Below are 18421 nucleotides of genomic sequence, written 5' to 3'. Positions count from 1 at the left end.
ATCGCCGATGGTAGTGTGGGGTTTCCCCATGTGAGAGTAGGTCATCGTCAAGATTAAATTCCGAAACCCCAATTGCGAAAGCAGTTGGGGTTTTGTTTTGCCCGCAGGAAAAGGCTCGGCCATTTCTCGATTGAGATACTTGAGGAAGCGACGCTGCAGGCGTTTATCCAGGAGGCGTTTGCCTGATCACTTTCCTCTTGTGATACGCCATGGCTACCCCGTATAAGAGCGACTTTCACTTCCGATATAAGAAAAAGGATGCACGCATGAGCAATGCCTGGAACGAGGGATATTTCACGGACGAAGGCTACACCTATAGTTATAGCCGGGAAATCAATCCGGTTTTCCAGCGCTATTGTCTGCTGTTGCGCGGTTTCGCCACGCTGGAGAGTAGCGACGGCTACCACTGTGAGCTGGGTTTTGGTCAGGGTGTTTCGATCAACATCCATGCGGCGGGTAATCCGGGCTCTTATGTCGGCACCGACTTTCACCCAGGTCAGGCGTCCCATGCCATTGCTCTGGCCAGCGACTGGGGCAGCGATGCGCGACTGTATGACGACAGCTTCGAGCAGTTGCTGGCCCGTCATGATTTGCCTCAGTTCGACAGTATCAGCCTGCATGGCATCTGGACTTGGGTCAGCCGCGATAACCACAAGTTGATCGTCGAATTCGCCCGTCGTCATCTCAAGCCTGGTGGCCTGCTGTACGTCAGCTACAACTGCTTCCCAGGCTGGTCGCCTCAGGCACCCTTGCGCCAACTGTTCAGCCTGCACGACCGTTTCGCCAGTCAGGCCTCTGCACGTCCTGATCAACGTATTGACGCTGCGCTGCAGTTTTCCGAAGCGCTGCTGGCTGCAAATCCTAAATATGCCAACTCGGCGCCAGGGTTGGACGCCAAGCTCCAGAGCATCAAAGGCCAGGATCGCCAGTACGTCGCCCATGAGTACTTCAACCGCGATTGGAACTGCATGTATTTCACCGACGTGGTGGATGCCCTGGCGCCCGCCAAACTCGACTACGCCACGACAGCCGTGCCGCTGGACTCCGTCGATCCGCTCAACCTGACCGCCGAAGGCATGGACTTTCTGGAAGGCATTGAGCATCCGGTCATGCGTGAGCAGGCGCGCGACTATTTTGTGAACCAGAGTTTCCGCCGGGACCTTTATGTGCGCGGCGCCAACAGACTATCTGCTACCGAGCACCGCGAGCGTATGCTCAGCACGCGCTTCGTCCTGTTGCAGGCAGCCGACAGCGTGCCGGCCAACGTCATCGGTCCGGCAGGCGCAGCGACGCTGCAGGCAGAGATTTATGGCCCGGTACTCGCAGCACTGGCGGATGACGCCTATGTGCCGAAGACCTTGCGGCATTTGCTGGATCTTTTGCCCTCGCTGGCTTATGGCGATGTGGAACAGGCTCTCAACGTGTTGATCGGCATGGGGGCCGTGGCGCCGTGTCAGAGCGAAGCAGCCGAAAAACTGGTGCAGGCCCGCTGCAATACCCTCAACCTGCAGCTGTGCAAGCGTTCGTTGTATGGCCACAAGATTCAGACCCTGGCGAGTCCGGTGACCGGAGGTGGGGTGACGGTCAGCCGCTTCCAGCAGTTGTTCCTGATATCGATCAAGCAAGGCAAAAAACACCCGGCTGAATGGGCACAACTGGCATGGGGCATCATCGGCGGCCAGGGCGAAGGTCTCCTCAAGGACGGCAAGGCCCTGACCACCGCGGAAGAAAACCTTGCCGAATTGACCGCGCAGGCTCAAGCGTTTGCCGAGAGTACGCTGGTGATTCTCAAGGCTTTGAAAATCGTCTAGTCGAGACGAGGGACGGCAAGACACCCTCGCGTTGCCTGCCGTCGTCCGGGGCATTTCGGATTCTTGCGCAAAACCAGAGCGACAGCACCGCGGCTGACGTGCTGACAAGGACGCGCGGTCGATGTAATGCCCCGATCAAATAATAGCGGTGACGGAAACCGGACTTTCCATAGGTACTGAAGTGAAGCGTGATACTCACCTTGTAATGCTCTTGCTGTTGGTAATCGGCTGTTCCCTGGCATCGCTGACCATCTGGAAGATACTGGGCTCTCGGGATCAAGCACTGGATGAAGTCAATGTCCACGGGTTGAACCTGACGCAGGCACTTGCGACGTATTCCGAAGGCATTGTCCGGCAGAGCTCGCTGCTTCTGCTCGGACTCGTCGAACGTCTGGAAACCGAAGGCAGTGGCCCAGCGCAAATCGAACGACTCAAGACTTTGATCAACCGGCAGCGACCGCTGATGCCGCAGCTCAGTGGCATCACTATCTACGACAACAAAGGCCACTGGTTGATGTCATCCAACCGGCCGATTCCTGTCGGTGCCAACAGCAGTGATCGTGCCTACTTCATTCATCACCGTGACGATCCATCTCGCGAACCCTTCATCGGCCCGCCCATCCGCAGTCGTTCGAATCAGGAGTGGGTGATTACCATCAGCAGGCGTTTCAATGACGATCGCGGAGAGTTTGCCGGTGTGGTGTCGGTCACCCTGGGGGTGGAAAACTTTCTGCGTCTGTTCGGCCAGCTCGATATAGGGCAGGAGGGCGCCATTGGCTTGTCCTACACCGATGGCACACTGCTGGTCCGTTACCCTTTCCGTGAACAGGACATGGGGCGCAACTTCTCCAATTCGCCGATCTATGCGAAGTACCTGGTGGACAAATCGGTTGGCACTGCATCCTTCACGTCCAGTCTCGACGGCGTGGAACGGCTCTATGCCTTTCGCAAGAGTGAAACGCTGCCGCTGATCACTACGGTTGCGCTCGGTAAACGCGAAGCCCTGGCGGCGTGGCGATTTGAAGCGCTGTTGTCGATCGGTGTGGTTACCACATTGCTGGGTCTCACCGGTGTTATCGGCTGGTTTTTGATTCTGGATATTCGTCGCCGGACGCAGGTGGAAGGTGAGTTGCGCGATACTCAACAACAGCTGCTCGGCACGAACCGGCAACTTGAGCTGTTGGCAATGAAGGATGCGCTGACAGGCCTGGCCAATCGGCGATGTTTCGATCAGACCCTGGCGATGGAAGCGCGCCGGGCGAAGCGTGACGCAACTTCGTTGGCGTTGCTGATGATTGATCTCGACTATTTCAAACTGTTCAACGACGCCGAAGGGCACATTGCCGGCGATGCCTGTCTGCAGCAGGTGGCCAAGGTGCTTGAGACCTGCGTGCGCAGACCATCGGACCTGGTGGCGCGTTACGGGGGGGAAGAAATGGCGGTGATCATGCCCGATACCGACAGTGACGGCGCAGCGGTCGTGGCGCAAATGATCCTGAAACGCTTGGCGCAAGAGCCTATCGCTCACCGGACCAGTCCATTCGGCCGAGTGAGTGTGAGTATCGGCATCGCGGCCGCCACCGGATTGCAACTGGACACGATACAAGGCCTGATCGCTGCGGCAGATCAGGCGCTGTATCAAGCCAAAGGGGCGGGCCGCAATCAGCTCGCCAAAAGTGTCGCCAGCGAAAGCTACTCTCCGTACACCGGGTAATCCACATAGCCTTCGGCATGGCCGCCATACACCGTGGCCGGGTTCAGCGAATTCAGCGGCCAGTCATTGGCGATACGCGCGGGCAGGTCCGGGTTGGCCATGAACGGGCGACCGAAAGCCACGAGGTCCGCCAGTCCGGATTCAAGCAACCGCGCACCGCTTTCGGCGTTGTAGCGGCCCGCGTAGATGATCGCGCCGCTGAAGGTGTCGCGTACTGCTCGACGGAAGGTTTCCGGCATCACTGGCGCGTCGTCCCAGTCGGCTTCGGCGATGGACAGGTAGGCGATGCCGACGTCTTGCAGCACCTTGATCGCTTCGATGTAGGTGGTGTGAGGGTCTTCCTCGACCATACCCAGATAAGTCCGCGCTTCATCGGTGGTGGTGAACAGCGGCGCGAAGCGCACGCCGACCTTTTCCTTGCCGATGCATTCGGCGACGCCACCCACCACTTCGCGCAGAAAGCGCAGACGGTTATGCAGCGAACCGCCGTATTGATCGGTGCGCAGGTTGCTGTGGGCGGAGATGAACTGGTTCACCAGATAACCATTGGCGCAGTGCAACTCGATACCGTCGAAACCGGCGTCCATGGCATTGCGCGCCGCCTGGATGTACAGCTGAACCAGTTCCTGGACTTCCTCGGTGGTCAGTGCGCGCGGTGAGGATGGCGGCACCAGAGACCCCATGCCCGGCCCGGTCTCGATGAAAACGCTGACCCGATCGGTGGCGACAGCGGAGGGCGCCACTGGCGCGGCACCATCGGGTTGCAAAGCGCTGTGCGATACGCGTCCCACGTGCCAGAGCTGGGCGAAGATCACCCCCTCTTTGGCGTGAACGGCCTCGGTGACCTTGCGCCAACCGGCAATTTGCTCAGGTGTATGAATGCCCGGGGTCCAGGCGTATCCCTGGCCACGGGGTTCGATCTGGGTGCCTTCAGTCACCAGCAAACCGGCACCGGCACGTTGCTGGTAATACTCGGCCATCAATTCATTGGCGACATTGCCCGGTTGGGTGCTGCGCTGGCGGGTGAGGGGCGGCAGGACTATGCGGTTTTTCAGGATGTGGCGGCCCAGGGTGACGGGGGTGAAGAAGCGGCTGTTGTTCATGGATGCATCCTGTCCACGGGTTTATTAGACCAGTCGACTATTTGGTGGGCGAAAAAAAGAACACCGTGCAACACGCACACGGTGTTCGGATCAAGTTGAAGGAGCGGAGTGACGCCTCAGCCGAGCAGTTTCAACAGTTGTTCGGCGACAGCCGCCGAGCTGGCAGGATTCTGGCCGGTGACCAGTTTTCCATCCGTCACGACATGAACTTGCCAATCCGCAACTTTGGAATAGCGACCGCCAAGACGCTGGAACTCGTCTTCGATCAGGAACGGCACTACGTCCGTCAAACCGACGGCTGCTTCTTCGGAATTGGTGAAACCGGTCACTTCGCGGTGCTGGATCAGCGGTTTACCGTCTGCGTCGACGACATGACGCAGCACCCCCGGCGCATGGCAGACGAAGCCATGGGGCTTGTTGCTGCGCGCGAAGGCTTCGATCAGGGCAATCGAATGCTTGTCTTCGGCCAGGTCCCAGAGCGGGCCATGGCCACCTGGATAAAACACCGCATCGAAATCTTCGGCGCGGACATCGGCCAAGCGGCCGGTGTTCGCCAGTGCCTGCTGGGCCGCAGGATCCTGGCGGAAACGATCGGTTTCAGCCGTCTGAGCATCGGGCTCGTCGCTCTTCGGATCCAGCGGTGGCTGACCGCCGGCGGGCGAAACCAGGGTGACGTCGGCGCCGGCGTCCTTGAAGGCGTAGTAGGGGGCGGCGAACTCTTCGAGCCAGAAGCCGGTTTTCTTGCCGGTGTTGCCGAGTTGATCGTGGGAAGTCAAAACCATCAAGATTTTCATAGAGCACCCTGGGTTGGTCTGGCAGCGTTCATGAGCAAGGGATTCGCACAGGATCGACACCGGGAAAAGTTTGTAGGGGCGCAGCATAGTTTCCAATTAGACCAGTCGTCTAGTAATTTTTCTTCGAAGGTTTTTCATGGACAGGTGTGGCAAACTCGCGTTCCTTTGAGATAAACGACTGGTCTATTGCCTGGTAATTCGTGCCCCATGAAACCGACCTACGACGACACCCGCCAACATTTGCTCGACACCGGCCACCGGATGATGGCCGAGAAAGGCTTCACCAGTGTCGGCCTGAACGAGATCCTGCAGACCGCCGGCGTGCCCAAGGGGTCGTTCTATCACTACTTCAAATCCAAGGAACTGTACGGCCAGGCCTTGCTCGAGGATTACTTCGTCGACTATCTGGCCGACATGGAGCGACGCCTGACGCTGCCCGGCCTGAGCGCCCACGAACGGCTGATGGATTATTGGCAAGGCTGGCAGGATCGCTGCACCCTGGAAGGCCATGGCGACGAATGCCTGGTGGTGAAACTCAGCGCCGAGGTGGCCGACCTTTCCGAAACCATGCGCCTGACCTTGCGTGATGGCGCCGAGCGAGTGGTGGCGCGCATCACCGAGTGCATCGAACAGGGCCAGGTCGAAGAAAGCTTGCCTGAGGGCGATGCTCGGCAACTGGCTGAAACCCTGTATCAGCTGTGGCTGGGGGCCAGTCTGCTGAACAAACTGCAACGCACGGGGCAATCGTTGAGTACGTCTATGGCGACCACGAAGCGCCTTCTGAGCGTGTGAGAAAGCAGTAGACGCAAGCGGTCGAGAGTCAGTCGCACAAACGAATGGGAATTCCTATCAATTGCGCGGCGGGTGGTATACCATCCGCCGCGTTTTGCTGGCAGTTATCCCCTTCGTTCTGGCCTATCTGTAAGGTTCTCCCTCCATGCGTCGAACTCTGCTGTCCATCTGTGTGTTGCAAACGTTGTCTCCCTTTGCGTGGGCCGAGCCATCCGATTCAACGGCGTCAGTGCTGGAGCTGGAGGCAACCGATGTGGTCGGTACCGCGGATTACGAAAGGGCAGGCGGTCCGGTACATGGATATCGCGCGACCCGTTCGGCCAGTGCCACGCGGACCGACACCTCGATCCATGAAACCCCGCAGTCGATCAGTGTCGTCACCAAAGACGCGGTCGAAGACATCGGTGCTACCCGGCTGCAGGACGCACTGGATTACGCGGGCGGCGTAGGGCGAGCCAACAATTTCGGCGGCCAGGGACTGACCACGTTCACCGTGCGCGGATTTACCACCGGCGAGTTCTACCGCAATGGTTTCCCGATCAACCGCGGTTATCCGAACATGCCGGATGCCAACACCATCGAGCGTCTTGAGGTCCTGCGCGGGCCGGCGACCATGCTCTACGGCCGTGGTGATCCGGGCGGGACTTTCAATGTCGTTTCCAAACAACCGTTGCCCGAGCGCACGGTCACACTCGGCAGCCAGTTGAATGACCAAGGCATGCGCCGCGGTACCCTGGATGCTTCCGGCCCGCTTGATGAAGAGGGGCTTCTGGCCTATCGCCTGAACGTGGTGGGCGAGGGCGGCGATACCTTCCGCGATCACGTCGAAACCGAACGCTACGGCGTGACCCCGGTGCTGACCTGGCAAGCCAGCGATGACACCCGAGTGATCTTCGAGGGCGACTTCATGCGCAACAACCATCCGCTGGACCGGGGCGCGACGCGTTATCCCCGGCAGATCGGCACCGCCTCCCGCGACACCTTCTTCGGTGAACCGGACGCCGGCAAGTTGCACAACGACAACAACATGGCGCAATTGCGCTTCGAGCATGTGCTCAATGAGGACTGGACGCTCGGCGGTGGCTTCCAGTGGCTCGACGGTACCTTGCAGGGCAATGCCATTGAAGCCAACGGCATTGCCGCCGACGGCCGGACCCTGGGACGAAATTTCAACTACCGCAAGCTGGAGTGGACGGACAAGGACACCCAACTCAACCTGACCGGTCACTTCTCCACCGGCGGCCTGCAGCACACATTGCTCACCGGTATCGAATACGAAGATTACGACTACCAGTCGATCATCCAGCGCTCCAGCGGCGCGGTCAGTGCCTATCCGATCGATATCTTCAATCCGGTGTATGGGCAGCCCCGTCCGGCACTGACGCGCACCCCGACCCACGACAAGGAAAATCTCAAGACCTACGCCGCGTTCGTACAGGATCAGGTGGCCCTGACCGATCGGCTGAAAGTCCTGGCCGGCGCACGTTTCGAGCGCTTTGAGCACGACTATGAAACCTACGTGCCCGGCGGCAAAAACTGGCAGGCCAGCGACAATGCCGTCACGCCCCGCGTCGGTGTGACCTACGACCTGACCGACACCCTCGCGGTCTACGCGGACACCGCGCGTTCATTCAAGCCCAATACCGGCGCGAGCCGACAGGGCGGGGGCTTTGAACCGGAGAAAGGCAAGTCCTGGGAGATGGGCGTCAAATGGGAAGCGCTGGATCATCAGTTGAGCGTCGACGCGGCGATCTATCAGATTGAAAAGCGCAATGTCCTGACCACTGACCCGGTGGACTCTACTTTCAGCGTGGCTGCCGGGGAAGTGCGCAGCCGAGGATTTGACCTCAATGTTGCCGGCAACCTGACCCCCGAGTGGCGTGTCATCGGGGGGTACGCCTACGTCGATGCCGAGGTGACCAAGGACAACGTGATCCGCTCCGGCACGCGACTGATGAACATCCCGAAAAACAGCTTCAGCCTGCTCAATGTCTATGAGTTCCAGGACGGTGCCCTCAGTGGTCTGGGTCTGGGAACAGGCCTCAAATATGTCGATGAGCGCGCGGGGCAAACGGCGAACACCGCGTTCTCGATGGGGAACTATACCGTTGTCGACCTGCTCAGCTACTACAAGGTCAATGACAAGGTGCGCCTCAACCTCGACCTGAAGAACCTGTTTGACCGTGACTACGACGAGGGCGCATTCGGCAACGTCTACGCCTATCCGGGGGCACCGAGAACGGTGCAGGTCGGCATTTCTTACACGTTGTAGTCGGGGGCTGGAATCTGTCATCGGGGGCTGCGGCCCCCGATGACTGTAAGGCTCAGCCGGTCACACACCCTTGCGGAGTCTTTCCGGCAAAACTGTCCACCAGGCTCGCCACGACCATCTCGCCCATGCGGGTGCGGGTCTGCAGGGTCGCGCTGGCGCGGTGCGGTTGCAGCACCACCTGTTCCTGGGCAAACAAGGCTTCAGGCACGTTGGGCTCATCGACGAAAACATCCAGCGCCGCACCTGCGATCTCGCCGGCCTTCAGGGCCGCCACCAGATCGGTTTCGTTGACCAGTTTGCCGCGCGCCACGTTGATCAGGTAGCCGCCCTTGCCCAGAGCCTGCAGCACGGAGGCATCGATGATGGCCTCGGCCTTGTCGGCGGCCGCCGCGAGAATCAGCGCATCACTGTCGCGGGCCAATTGCTTGAGGTCGGCGATGAAGGTGTGGCTGACATCGCTCATCGGTTGCAGATCGGTGTAGCTGATCGGACAGCCAAACGCGGCCGCCCGGGTGGCGACCGCTCGGCCGACCCGGCCCATGCCCACGATGCCGATCCGCATGCCGGACACCTGCCGCGCCAAAGGCAGCGGTGCCAATGGGGTCGGGCTTTGCGGCCACTGGCCCGAGCGAACGTAACGGTCACTGGTACACAGCCCACGGCACACGGCGATCAGCAAACCGATGGCCAGGTCGGCCACGTCTTCGGTCAGTGCGCCGATGGTCGCGGTCACGCGGATTCCGCGATCCCGGGCGTAGGCCAGGTCTACTGCATCGGTGCCGACACCGTTGACCGCCACCACTTCCAGTTTGGGCAGTTGCGCCATCAGCGCCTGGCTGATGCCCGTGTGGCCACCCGTGATCACGCCGCGAATGTTGGCGCCGTGTTCCTGCAAATATGCCGCTTTGTCGGCCTGCTCGAAATAACGCCTGATCGTGAACAGTTCGCCGAGACGGGCATTGATTTCCGGAATCAGGATCGGGCTCAACTGCAAGACTTCTGGCTTCATGTAAACCTCACTTACGCAATAAAAAAGCCGGCTCAACCGCGGCCGGCAAACGGCATGGCGGTGGCCATGACGGTCATGTTCAGGACGTTGGCCGACAGGGGCAGACCGGCGATGTAGCGCACGGCGTCGGCGACATGTTTGACGTCGACCATCGGCTCCACGGCGATGCTGCCGTTGGCCTGGCGCACGCCTTTGGTCATGCGCACCGACATTTCGGTCAAGGCATTGCCGATGTCGATCTGGCTGCAGGCGATATTGAATTCCCGACCATCCAGCGCCAGTGACTTGGTCAGCCCCAGCACCGCGTGTTTGCTGGCGGTGTACGCGCTGCTGAAAGGACGCGGGGTGTGGGCCGAAATCGAACCGTTATTGATGATGCGGCCACCCTGTGGCTGTTGCCGGCGCATGAGCCCGAACGCGCCACGGGCACAGAGGAAAACCCCGTTGAGGTTGGTGTCGATCACGTTTCGCCACTGCTCGAACGTCAGTTCGTCCAGCGGTACGGCAGGGGCATTGACCCCGGCGTTGTTGAAGACCACGTCCAGGCGTCCGTAGACCTCGGCAATGGTTGCAAACAGCTGGTCGACACTGGCGGGGTCGCGTACATCGGTAGGCACCGCCATCGCTTCGCGGCCTTCGCCGGCCGCCAGATCGACCAACGCCTGCAAGGGTTCGGGCCGGCGCCCGGCCAGCACCAGGGTGTATCCGTCGGCCAGCAGGCCCAGTGCAACCGAACGGCCGATCCCGCTGCCGGCGCCGGTCACCAGGGCAACTTTCAAGGATTGAGTGTCAGACATCTTGTTGTTCTCCTTTTTTCCAATCACTTAAGGACAGACTCAAGGCCGTGGGCCGACGCGCATTTCGAGTTGGCCAATGCCGTCGATCCCGGCGCTGATGACGTCGCCGGGTTGCAAGACATCGACGCCGGCGGGGCTGCCGGTCATGATCAGGTCGCCGGCCTTGAGTGTTACGGATTGCGAGATACGGCTGATGACTTCACTCACCGACCAGATCTGGCTGTCGAGACGATCGCGCTGGCGTTCTTCACCGTTCACGCTCAACCATAATTCCCCTTCGAGCCGCCCGGTCCGGGTGACCGGCACAATGGCGGTCATCGGTGCGGCGCCGTCAAACACCTTGGCACCTTCCCATGGCAAGCCGTCGCGCTTGGCCAGTCGCTGTACGTCACGACGTGTCAGATCCAGTCCGGCGGCGTAGCCCCAGACATAGGCCAGCGCCTGGCTCTCGGGGATCTGCGCGCCGCCTTCGCCGATGGCCACGACCAGTTCGATTTCATGGGCGAACTCTTCGGTCAGTGACGGGAAGATCACTTCACCGGCAGCGTCCACCACGCTGCTTGCCGGTTTCATGAAGAACACCGGTGGCTGGCGCGGCTGGCCCAGGGTGTCCGGCCATGGGTAGTTGCGGCCGACGCAGAACACGCGTCCGACGGGAAAGCGTTGCTCGCTGCCGACAATCGGCAAGGTCACTGGCAGATCCGGGGTAAAGACGTATTCGGTCATGTTCATCCTGCTGGAAGTCCTGTGTGAGAGTGCAGCGTACGGCGGCAATCGCTGGCGAAGTTGGACGAAAGCCGCCTCCAATTGGAGAAAACAGTTGTTCTGGCGTCAGCGCGTTTTCAACTCGATGCGGTACAGGCGACCGAGCAGCAATGAGTAGGAGAGAGTGCCGATCAGCGCCACGGCGCCGATGAACCAGAACGCCCAGGCGAACGAGCCGGTGGCGTGGACGATGGCGCCGATCACGATCGGGGTCACAATGCCGCCGATGTTCGCGGCCAGGCTGGTGATCCCGCCGGTCAGCCCGATCAGTTCCTTGGGCGCCACCTCCGACACCGCCGCCCACGAAGACGACGCGATGCCCTGCGCGAAGAAGGCAATGGTCAGCACGGCGATGCAGATGACGTTCGAGTCAGTGAAGTTCACCAGCACGATCGACATGCCCAGCATCGATCCGACCACCAGCGGCAATTTCCGGGCGAAAGACATTGAATAACCACGACGGATCAACAAGTCGGAGACGATGCCGGCGAGCAGGATGCCGACCGTTGCGCCCACGAAGGGCATCACAGCAAAGATCCCGGCCTTGATTGTGGTCAGATGGCGTTCTTCAATCAGATAGGTCGGGAACCAGGTGAGGAAGAAGTACAGCGCCGATGTACTGGCGAACTTGCCGATGCAAATGGCCCAGACCTGGCGATAGCTGAACAGCTCGGCGATCTGCCGCCAGTTGAAACGAGTGCGTTCCTGGCTGCTCTTGACCAGGCCGCCGCCGGCCTCGATGTATTTCAACTCTTCCTTGCTGACTTTCTTGCAGTTCAGCGGATCGCGATACAGATACAGCCACAGCACACCGAAGACGATGCCGAGCGCGCCGGTGCTGTAGAAGACATGGCGCCAGTCAAAGGTTGTGGCCAGCCACAGCAGGGCGCCGGTAAACAGTGCCGTGCCCAGGTACTGCCCGCAGACGTAAATACTGCTGGCAAGGCCCCGTTCCCGCGCCGGAAACCATACGGTTACCGCACGGCTGTTGGCCGGAAATGCCGGCGCTTCCATCGCCCCGACGGCCAGACGCAAGCCGAACAGCGAAGCGAATCCCGTGGCGAAGCCTTGAAACACCGTGACGGTCGACCAACTGATCAGGGAAACCCCGTAGGTGAAGCGTGAGCCGAAGCGGTCGGCGATAAATCCGGCCGGCACCAGAGCGAGTGCGTAGGTCCAGGCAAAGGCAGAGAAGATCAGCCCCATTTCAATCTTGTCCAGGCCCAGGTCCTTGGCCATGAACGGGGCGGCGATCGAGATGTTCACCCGGTCGATGTAATTGATGATCGTCGCAATCAGCAGCAGCGAGAGCATGAACCAGCGTCGCCGCGTCGGCAGTCGCCGGGATGACACGGCGTCCCTGTCGGCGGCAATCAAAGGGGGCGCGGTGGTTTGAGAGGTGTGCGAATTCGACATGAGTGGACCTCGTTATTGTTAGAAGTGTCGAGTTGTTTGCGGACAGCCGACGCCGTTGCCCGCAGTCCGGGGGCAAGGCAATCGCAGTTGAAACGAATGGCACAAACGGCCAGGGTCAGACGTTCAGGGACGTCTTCCGGCTGGCATCGTCGGTAAAGGCTGGGGAGGGGCGGCGGGGAGCAATAGCGGATTCATGACGTGCGCACCTTCTGTTGTTTTTGAAAGAGGTTGGGCGTGAGAAATACAGTGGTCGTACAACCTCTCGAAATCAATCAGGGTGTTAGATCATTTTTTCCGGAGAAGGGCGCATCGGATAAACCTGTCCAAAAAAATCCACACAGTGAATTTTCCGGATGCTCTCTGGTTTGTTTTCTATCTGACTGTTTTTAAACGGAAAAAACACTGACTTTGCGGTCGCGTTTTTTGGACAGTGATCATTGGCAGCAGCGGTGTAGAAAAAACACTGAGTTCGGTGTCATCGTATGACTGCTTGAAGGGCCGGCGCCGAACCTTCAAGATGAACCACGCCGATTACTCGGCAACGCCAGGAAAACCTGCCCAAGTACCTGTCGAGGATGCTCAAGAAATGACGTCACAATGCCGTGTGCCCACCTACGTCATGCAGCAACGCAGCGAGATGATGGATTTCTACATTCGTGACAAAAAAGGTCGCCGCGCCGAGACAGGCCCGCACCGACACGAATACTTCCAGATCCAGATCAACCTCGGCGGCGACACGGTGCAGCACATTGGCAACGCGGTTCGTCCGTTTCCGCGTAACGCACTGGCATTCATCCTGCCGCACCGCGTGCACGTGATCCCGCATCCGGCGGACAGCAATTTCATGGTGATCAACTTTTCCCAGACCTTTCTGTTGCCGCATTTGCAGTGCGACCCGATGGATCTGGAGGAGGTATCGATTCTCCTGGCGCCCGAACTGTCGCCGTTTCGCTTTCAAGAGCATCTGGATTTCATACTGGGGGATGAGGACTTCAACGAGGTCTGTGGCTTGATCGAACAGATGCGCGGCCTGGACGAGAATCGTCAGTTCGGTACACGCGAAGTGCTCAAGGGATTGCTGCTGCAACTGGTAGGCAAGGTGTGCGTCCTGTATGCCGAACCGCTCAAGCGCCTGGCAGAAGAGAATGCCGCGCAAGCCAGTCGGCGGGATGCACTGAGCCGGATGTTCGAGTACCTGCGCAAGAACATTGCCGACCCCGATCTCAATCTGATCAAGGTGGCGGCGGCGACCTACCTGTCACCGACTTACCTCACGCACTGGCTGCGCAAGGAAATCGGCAAGACCTTCACCGAGCTGGTACTGGAGCGCAGAATGCACGCGGCACGCAATTACCTGCTCAATGGAACCCGGCCAGTGGGCGAGGTGGCGAGGCTGTGTGGTTTTGCGGATGAAGCTTACTTCTCCCGGCGTTTTCGCCAGATTCACGGCCAGCCACCTGGACAGTTCCGCCGTCGGCAACTGGACCCCGACACCCCGCAGTCACCTGTGGAGGCCTGATCGGCTAATGCGACGAGACATAATCCGAGGCCGACGTCGGGGCAGGCAACGCGTACGTTGCCTTCATCCACTCAATCTCCGTTTGCGGCGTTCGGCCGAAAAAACGTTTGAACTCGCGGCTGAACTGCGAAGCGCTTTCATAGCCGACACTGAACGCCGCCGCTGACGCAGTCATGGCGTGGCGCAACATCAGCAGACGCGCCTGATGCAGACGTGTCGACTTCAGGTATTGCATGGGCGAGGCGTCCGTCACGCTGCGAAAATGCAGGTGAAAACTGGGCACGCTCATGCTCGCTTCGCGGGCCAGTTGCTCGACGTCAAGACGCTCCTGATAGCTGCTGTGGATCTTGCGGATCGCCCGCGTCACCTTGCCGAAGTGGCCCTGTCGATTGAGTGCGGCGCGCATCGAGCCGCCTTGTTCGCCGGTCAGGATGCGGTAGTAGATTTCCCGCAACAGCGACGGCCCCAATATCTGCGCCTCACCCGCAATACTCATGGCTTCGAGAAAGCGCAGTGTCGATGCGCGCAGGCGGTCGCCCATCGGCGAGGCGAACATGCCTTTTGGTTGAGCATCGCTCGGGCCGTGAACCTCATCCACTTGCTGCATCAACTCGCTGGCCACCTGGAAATCGAGTTGCATATAAATCGCGAGCATCGGTTCGGCTTCCGAGGCATCGGTCTCCATGGTGAAGGGAATCGGAACCGACACCACCAGGTAGTGCTGGGCGTCATAGACGTAGATGTCATCGCCCAGATACCCGCGTTTCTGTCCCTGACAGAGAATCACGATGCCGGGGTCGTACAGCACCGGCGTGCGGGTCAGGGGTCGGTTCGAGCGCAGGAAGCGCACGCCCTCCAGCGCACTGAGGTTATAGCCCTCGACCGGTGCCAGCGTCTCCATGAGCTGCACCATGCGCGACGTGCCTGGGTCGGCCTGTTTCATCGGGTTCTCTCTGTGGGCCGTTCAATGATCGGTGGAGCGGGTCAGCGCTTCCCATTGATCGATCTCGCTGGCGGCGCGTTTCAACTTGTCGCGCACCAGGTTCAATGCATCGCTGCCCAGCAACAGATGCGCTGGCGGAGCAGGGCTGGCGATGATCTGCAACATCGCCAGCGCCGCTTTGCGCGGATCACCGAGTTGCTTGCCGCTTTTGTCTTCGCGGGCCTTGCGCACCGGATCGAAACTGGCGTCATAGTCGGCGATGCTGCGCGGCGTGCGCTGCATCGAACGACCGGCCCAGTCGGTTCGAAATGAACCCGGTGCGACGGCGGTCACGAAGATATTGAACGGCGCCAGTTCCTTGCTCAGGGTATCGGAGATGCCTTCGAGCGCAAACTTGCTGCCGCAGTAGTACGCGATACCCGGCATGGTGATTGTGCCGCCCATCGACGTGATATTGAGAATATGCCCCGCCCGCCGCTGACGAAAGAACGGCACAAACGCCTTGGTCACCGCGACTGCGCCGAACACATTCACGTCGAACTGGCGGCGCATGTCCTCCAGCGGCGACTCCTCGAAAATGCCTTCGTGGCCGTAGCCGGCGTTGTTGACCAGCACATCGACCGGACCGTGGGTCGCTTCGACGGTTGCCACGACGCCTTCGATGCGGTCGAAGTCCGTGACGTCCAGCAGCACGCCGTACGCGTTGCCGCTGGACAGCGCCTGAAAGGCTTGCAGGTCGGCTTCGTTGCGCACGGTGCCGATGACGCGGTGGCCGGCAGCCAGCGCTTCCTTGGCCAGCGCGTGGCCGAAGCCGCTGCTGACGCCGGTGATGAAGAGGGTTTTGGTGGTGGTCATGACGGGCTCCAGTGAATGCGGTTTCAGCTCATGGTATCCATCGAAGAAACACTCACCTATGTCGGTTTGTCTTTGATCATTGCCTATTCCTATCAAAGGGGCGAGATGACGGTCGATGAACTTTTTGCGTAGCTCCAGGCATCCAGGCTGGAACAGACCGCAACCGCTGATATCCTGCGCAACAACCGCCGATGAGCCAGGACGAAATGAAGACATCAACCCGTTGGCCCGCAGACGATAACGAGTTGGCGCAATTGCGCGCGTTCAACCGCAAGCTTGCCCGGCTGCCGCGCTTTCGTATCCGCAATCGCATCACGCCACGGGCGATTCAGTTGCTGTTGCGGCTAAGCCAATTGGGCGGCGCAAGAAAGTTGCTCAAGCACGGGCTCGAGGCCGAACGAAAAGTGGTGGGTGTCGACGGCGCATCAGTGCCGGTGCGGATTATTCGGCCAAAGACAAAGGCCAAAGGCGTGGTGCTGGATTTTCATGGTGGCGGCTGGGTCATCGGCAACGCGCAGATGAACGACCCCCTCAACGTTGCCATGGTGAAAGCCTGCGACGTGGCAGTGGTCTCGGTCGACTATCGGCTTGTGGTCTCGACTCCGATCGAGGGCACCATGCAGGACTGCCTCACGGCGGCCCGCTGGCTGCTGAGCGATGACTGCCGCGAGTTTGCGAACCTGCCCGTCATCGTCGTGGGCGAGTCGGCAGGCGGCCACCTCGCCGCCGCGACCCTGCTGCAACTCAAACAGTGGCCGGACCTGCTCGAACGGGTGAGCGGGGCGCTGCTGTATTACGGCGTCTACGACCTGACCGGAACCCCCAGCGTACGCAACGCCGGGCCCGATACCTTGCTGCTGGACGGGCCGGGGATGGTTGAAGCGCTGCAAATGCTCACTCCGGGATTGAACGAGGAAGAACGCCGGCAGGCGCCGTTGTCACCGCTGTACGGTGACTTCACCGGTTTTCCGCCAGCGTTGATGTTCGCTGCGGAACTGGATCCGCTCAGGGATGACACGCTTGAGTTGGCTGAACGTTGGGGCAGGGCGGCGGAAGTGGAGGTGCACCTGTTGCCGGAAACCGCACATGGTGTGATTCATTTTCCGCTGGGGTTGGCGGGGAGGGTGCTCGGGTATAGTCGTGCGTGGGTTGCGGGGCGGCTTGTTGAGGGGTGAGCCATCGACCCTCACTCAGCCGCCACCTTGAATTGCTCGAGAATAAGTTCAGCCAAAGTCCGTACAGGTTCGGTGAAACTTCGCCGAGGCCTGTGCACCAGTCCGATATCACGATGGAAAGTATGCTGGCCCAGATCGAGCGCCCGCACCCCTGACGGCCATTGCTGATGGGTGGCCGTCTGCGGCACTAGCGCGACCCCTACGCCATTCTCCACCAGCCTGATGATGGCCTCCAGCTCATCCAGCTCAGAGACTTCACGCAAAGTGAAATGCATCTGTCGCAGGAAACGATCGACCTGCCTGCCGCCGAATGAAGAGCGGTCATAGCGAATGAACGGCAGGCTTGAGAGCAGTTCGATCCAGTCTTCTCCCGGTACGTCCTTGGGCACGATCAGACGGTAGGGTTCAAGCGCCAGTGTGGTCCAGCGCAGATCGCTTTGAAGCGAGAAGGGCGGCCGAATGATCGCCGCCATGTCGATTTCGCCAGTATCCACCAGGTTCACCAGCTCCATGGAAAGACCGGGCACGACACGCGTTCGGCATTCCGGGCACTGCTGGTGAAACCTGGCGAGTGCGTCCGGGAGAAACGATCGCTGGACTGAGGCGATTGCGCCGACGTTGACCAGAATGCTGGTGGAAAGACCGACGGTGGTCGATCCCAGGTTGTCGTAAAGACGAAGCAGCTCCTGCGCCTGAAGCAGGACTTGCTGGCCCATCCTGTTGAGGTGGGCCGAGCGTCCTTTTCTGTCGAATATTTCAAAGCCAAGCTCGGCTTCCAGACGTTGAATCTGGGCGCTCACCGCTGCCTGGGTGAGGCCGATCCGGTTGCCGGCCGCAGCGAAAGTGCCTTCCCGGGCGACGGCAATAAGGGTCTTGAGTTCTTTGATCATTCACAAATATTAGTTGTGTTTCTGAGAAATATATATTGATTTTTTTGCTGTCAGTGTCGCCCTACGATGTGCTCATCAACCACAAAAAACGTATCGGAGTCCTGATGAGCCTTTCACCCTTTCACCTCGCCATCCCCGTTTACAACCTGGCCGCAGCCCGCACTTTTTACGGTGAAGTCTTCGGCCTGGAAGAGGGGCGTTCCAGCAACCAGTGGGTCGACTTCAACTTTTACGGGCACCAACTGGTGATTCACGAGCACCCGAAAACCGCGTCTCAGGAAAGCGTTCACAGCAACCCGGTCGACGGGCACGACGTTCCTGTTCCTCACTTCGGCATCATCCTGGGATGGGAAGAGTGGGAAGCGCTGGCAGAGCGCCTCAAGTCTTTCGGTACCGAATTTGTGATCAAACCTTACATTCGATTCAAAGGACAGGTTGGCGAGCAAGCCACCATGTTCCTGTTCGACCCTTGCGGCAATGCCCTCGAATTCAAGGCCTTCAAGGATATGAGTCAGCTCTTCGCCAAGTAAGAAACGCAATGGCACAACGGCGTTGTGCCATTTGAT

16 protein-coding genes are annotated in these 18421 nt (G+C 59.8%); 7 read left to right on the top strand and 9 right to left on the bottom strand.

The window, feature by feature from the left end; all coding sequences use genetic code 11:
• Positions 1–266 precede the first annotated feature (266 nt).
• Entirely contained in the window at positions 267–1811 is a 1545-nt protein-coding gene (locus tag CAF76_RS26545; protein ID WP_085649182.1) for a class I SAM-dependent methyltransferase, read from the top strand.
• 181 nt (positions 1812–1992) lie between these two features.
• Complete coding sequence (locus tag CAF76_RS26540; protein ID WP_085649181.1) at positions 1993–3525, top strand: sensor domain-containing diguanylate cyclase; 1533 nt, start codon at positions 1993–1995, stop codon at positions 3523–3525.
• Here the strand turns inward: CAF76_RS26540 and CAF76_RS26535 are convergent.
• Together CAF76_RS26535 and CAF76_RS26530 are read right to left on the bottom strand one after the other, a co-directional pair.
• On the bottom strand, positions 3504–4628 hold the full coding sequence (locus CAF76_RS26535; protein WP_085649180.1) for an alkene reductase: 1125 nt from the start codon (positions 4626–4628) through the stop codon (positions 3504–3506). The two genes, CAF76_RS26540 and CAF76_RS26535, sit on opposite strands and share 22 nt — an antisense overlap.
• Positions 4629–4744: 116 nt before the next feature.
• Entirely contained in the window at positions 4745–5422 is a 678-nt protein-coding gene (locus CAF76_RS26530) for a type 1 glutamine amidotransferase domain-containing protein (protein WP_085649179.1), read from the bottom strand.
• Between the two features lie 207 nt (positions 5423–5629).
• Here CAF76_RS26530 and CAF76_RS26525 point away from each other — a divergent pair, with 207 nt between their 5' ends.
• Positions 5630–6214, top strand: coding sequence for a TetR/AcrR family transcriptional regulator (locus tag CAF76_RS26525; protein ID WP_085649178.1), 585 nt, complete (start codon positions 5630–5632; stop codon positions 6212–6214).
• A gap of 145 nt (positions 6215–6359) precedes the next feature.
• A complete protein-coding gene (locus CAF76_RS26520) occupies positions 6360–8486 on the top strand; it encodes a TonB-dependent siderophore receptor (protein WP_085649177.1) in 2127 nt (708 codons plus the stop codon).
• 52 nt (positions 8487–8538) lie between these two features.
• On the opposite strand, the gene CAF76_RS26515 is transcribed toward CAF76_RS26520, so the two are convergent.
• The 4 genes from CAF76_RS26515 to CAF76_RS26500 all read right to left on the bottom strand — a co-directional run bounded on the left by CAF76_RS26515 (position 8539) and on the right by CAF76_RS26500 (position 12473).
• On the bottom strand, positions 8539–9495 hold the full coding sequence (locus tag CAF76_RS26515) for a 2-hydroxyacid dehydrogenase (protein ID WP_085649176.1): 957 nt from the start codon (positions 9493–9495) through the stop codon (positions 8539–8541).
• A 32-nt stretch (positions 9496–9527) separates the two neighbouring features.
• On the bottom strand, positions 9528–10292 hold the full coding sequence (locus tag CAF76_RS26510; protein WP_039771000.1) for an SDR family oxidoreductase: 765 nt from the start codon (positions 10290–10292) through the stop codon (positions 9528–9530).
• A gap of 39 nt (positions 10293–10331) precedes the next feature.
• Positions 10332–11024, bottom strand: coding sequence for a fumarylacetoacetate hydrolase family protein (locus CAF76_RS26505; protein ID WP_039771001.1), 693 nt, complete (start codon positions 11022–11024; stop codon positions 10332–10334).
• Between the two features lie 99 nt (positions 11025–11123).
• The gene (locus CAF76_RS26500) at positions 11124–12473 is read right to left on the bottom strand and encodes an MFS transporter (RefSeq protein WP_064595597.1); all 1350 of its coding nucleotides are present in this window, start codon (positions 12471–12473) and stop codon (positions 11124–11126) included.
• Positions 12474–13059: 586 nt separating this feature from the next.
• Between CAF76_RS26500 and CAF76_RS26495 the strand changes: the two genes are divergently transcribed.
• Complete coding sequence (locus tag CAF76_RS26495) at positions 13060–13992, top strand: AraC family transcriptional regulator (RefSeq protein WP_085649175.1); 933 nt, start codon at positions 13060–13062, stop codon at positions 13990–13992.
• A 4-nt stretch (positions 13993–13996) separates the two neighbouring features.
• Here CAF76_RS26495 and CAF76_RS26490 read toward each other — a convergent pair whose 3' ends face one another.
• Together CAF76_RS26490 and CAF76_RS26485 are read right to left on the bottom strand one after the other, a co-directional pair.
• On the bottom strand, positions 13997–14935 hold the full coding sequence (locus CAF76_RS26490; RefSeq protein ID WP_085649174.1) for an AraC family transcriptional regulator: 939 nt from the start codon (positions 14933–14935) through the stop codon (positions 13997–13999).
• Between the two features lie 21 nt (positions 14936–14956).
• Complete coding sequence (locus CAF76_RS26485; RefSeq protein WP_085649173.1) at positions 14957–15790, bottom strand: oxidoreductase; 834 nt, start codon at positions 15788–15790, stop codon at positions 14957–14959.
• 206 nt (positions 15791–15996) lie between these two features.
• On the opposite strand from CAF76_RS26485, the gene CAF76_RS26480 reads away from it, so the two are divergent.
• On the top strand, positions 15997–16965 hold the full coding sequence (locus CAF76_RS26480; protein ID WP_143491857.1) for an alpha/beta hydrolase: 969 nt from the start codon (positions 15997–15999) through the stop codon (positions 16963–16965).
• Between the two features lie 11 nt (positions 16966–16976).
• Here the strand turns inward: CAF76_RS26480 and CAF76_RS26475 are convergent, their stop codons facing one another.
• Entirely contained in the window at positions 16977–17855 is an 879-nt protein-coding gene (locus CAF76_RS26475; RefSeq protein WP_064595608.1) for a LysR substrate-binding domain-containing protein, read from the bottom strand.
• 104 nt (positions 17856–17959) lie between these two features.
• Here CAF76_RS26475 and CAF76_RS26470 point away from each other — a divergent pair, with 104 nt between their 5' ends.
• Positions 17960–18385, top strand: coding sequence for a VOC family protein (locus CAF76_RS26470; protein WP_039771195.1), 426 nt, complete (start codon positions 17960–17962; stop codon positions 18383–18385).
• The last annotated feature ends 36 nt before the right edge of the window (positions 18386–18421 follow it).

The organism is Pseudomonas sp. B40(2017), from assembly GCF_002112855.1.
In the GTDB taxonomy this organism is placed as follows: domain Bacteria; phylum Pseudomonadota; class Gammaproteobacteria; order Pseudomonadales; family Pseudomonadaceae; genus Aquipseudomonas; species Aquipseudomonas pharyngis.
The sequence above is the reverse complement of the archived record's forward strand: the minus strand, read 5'-3'. Positions and strand labels throughout refer to the sequence as shown.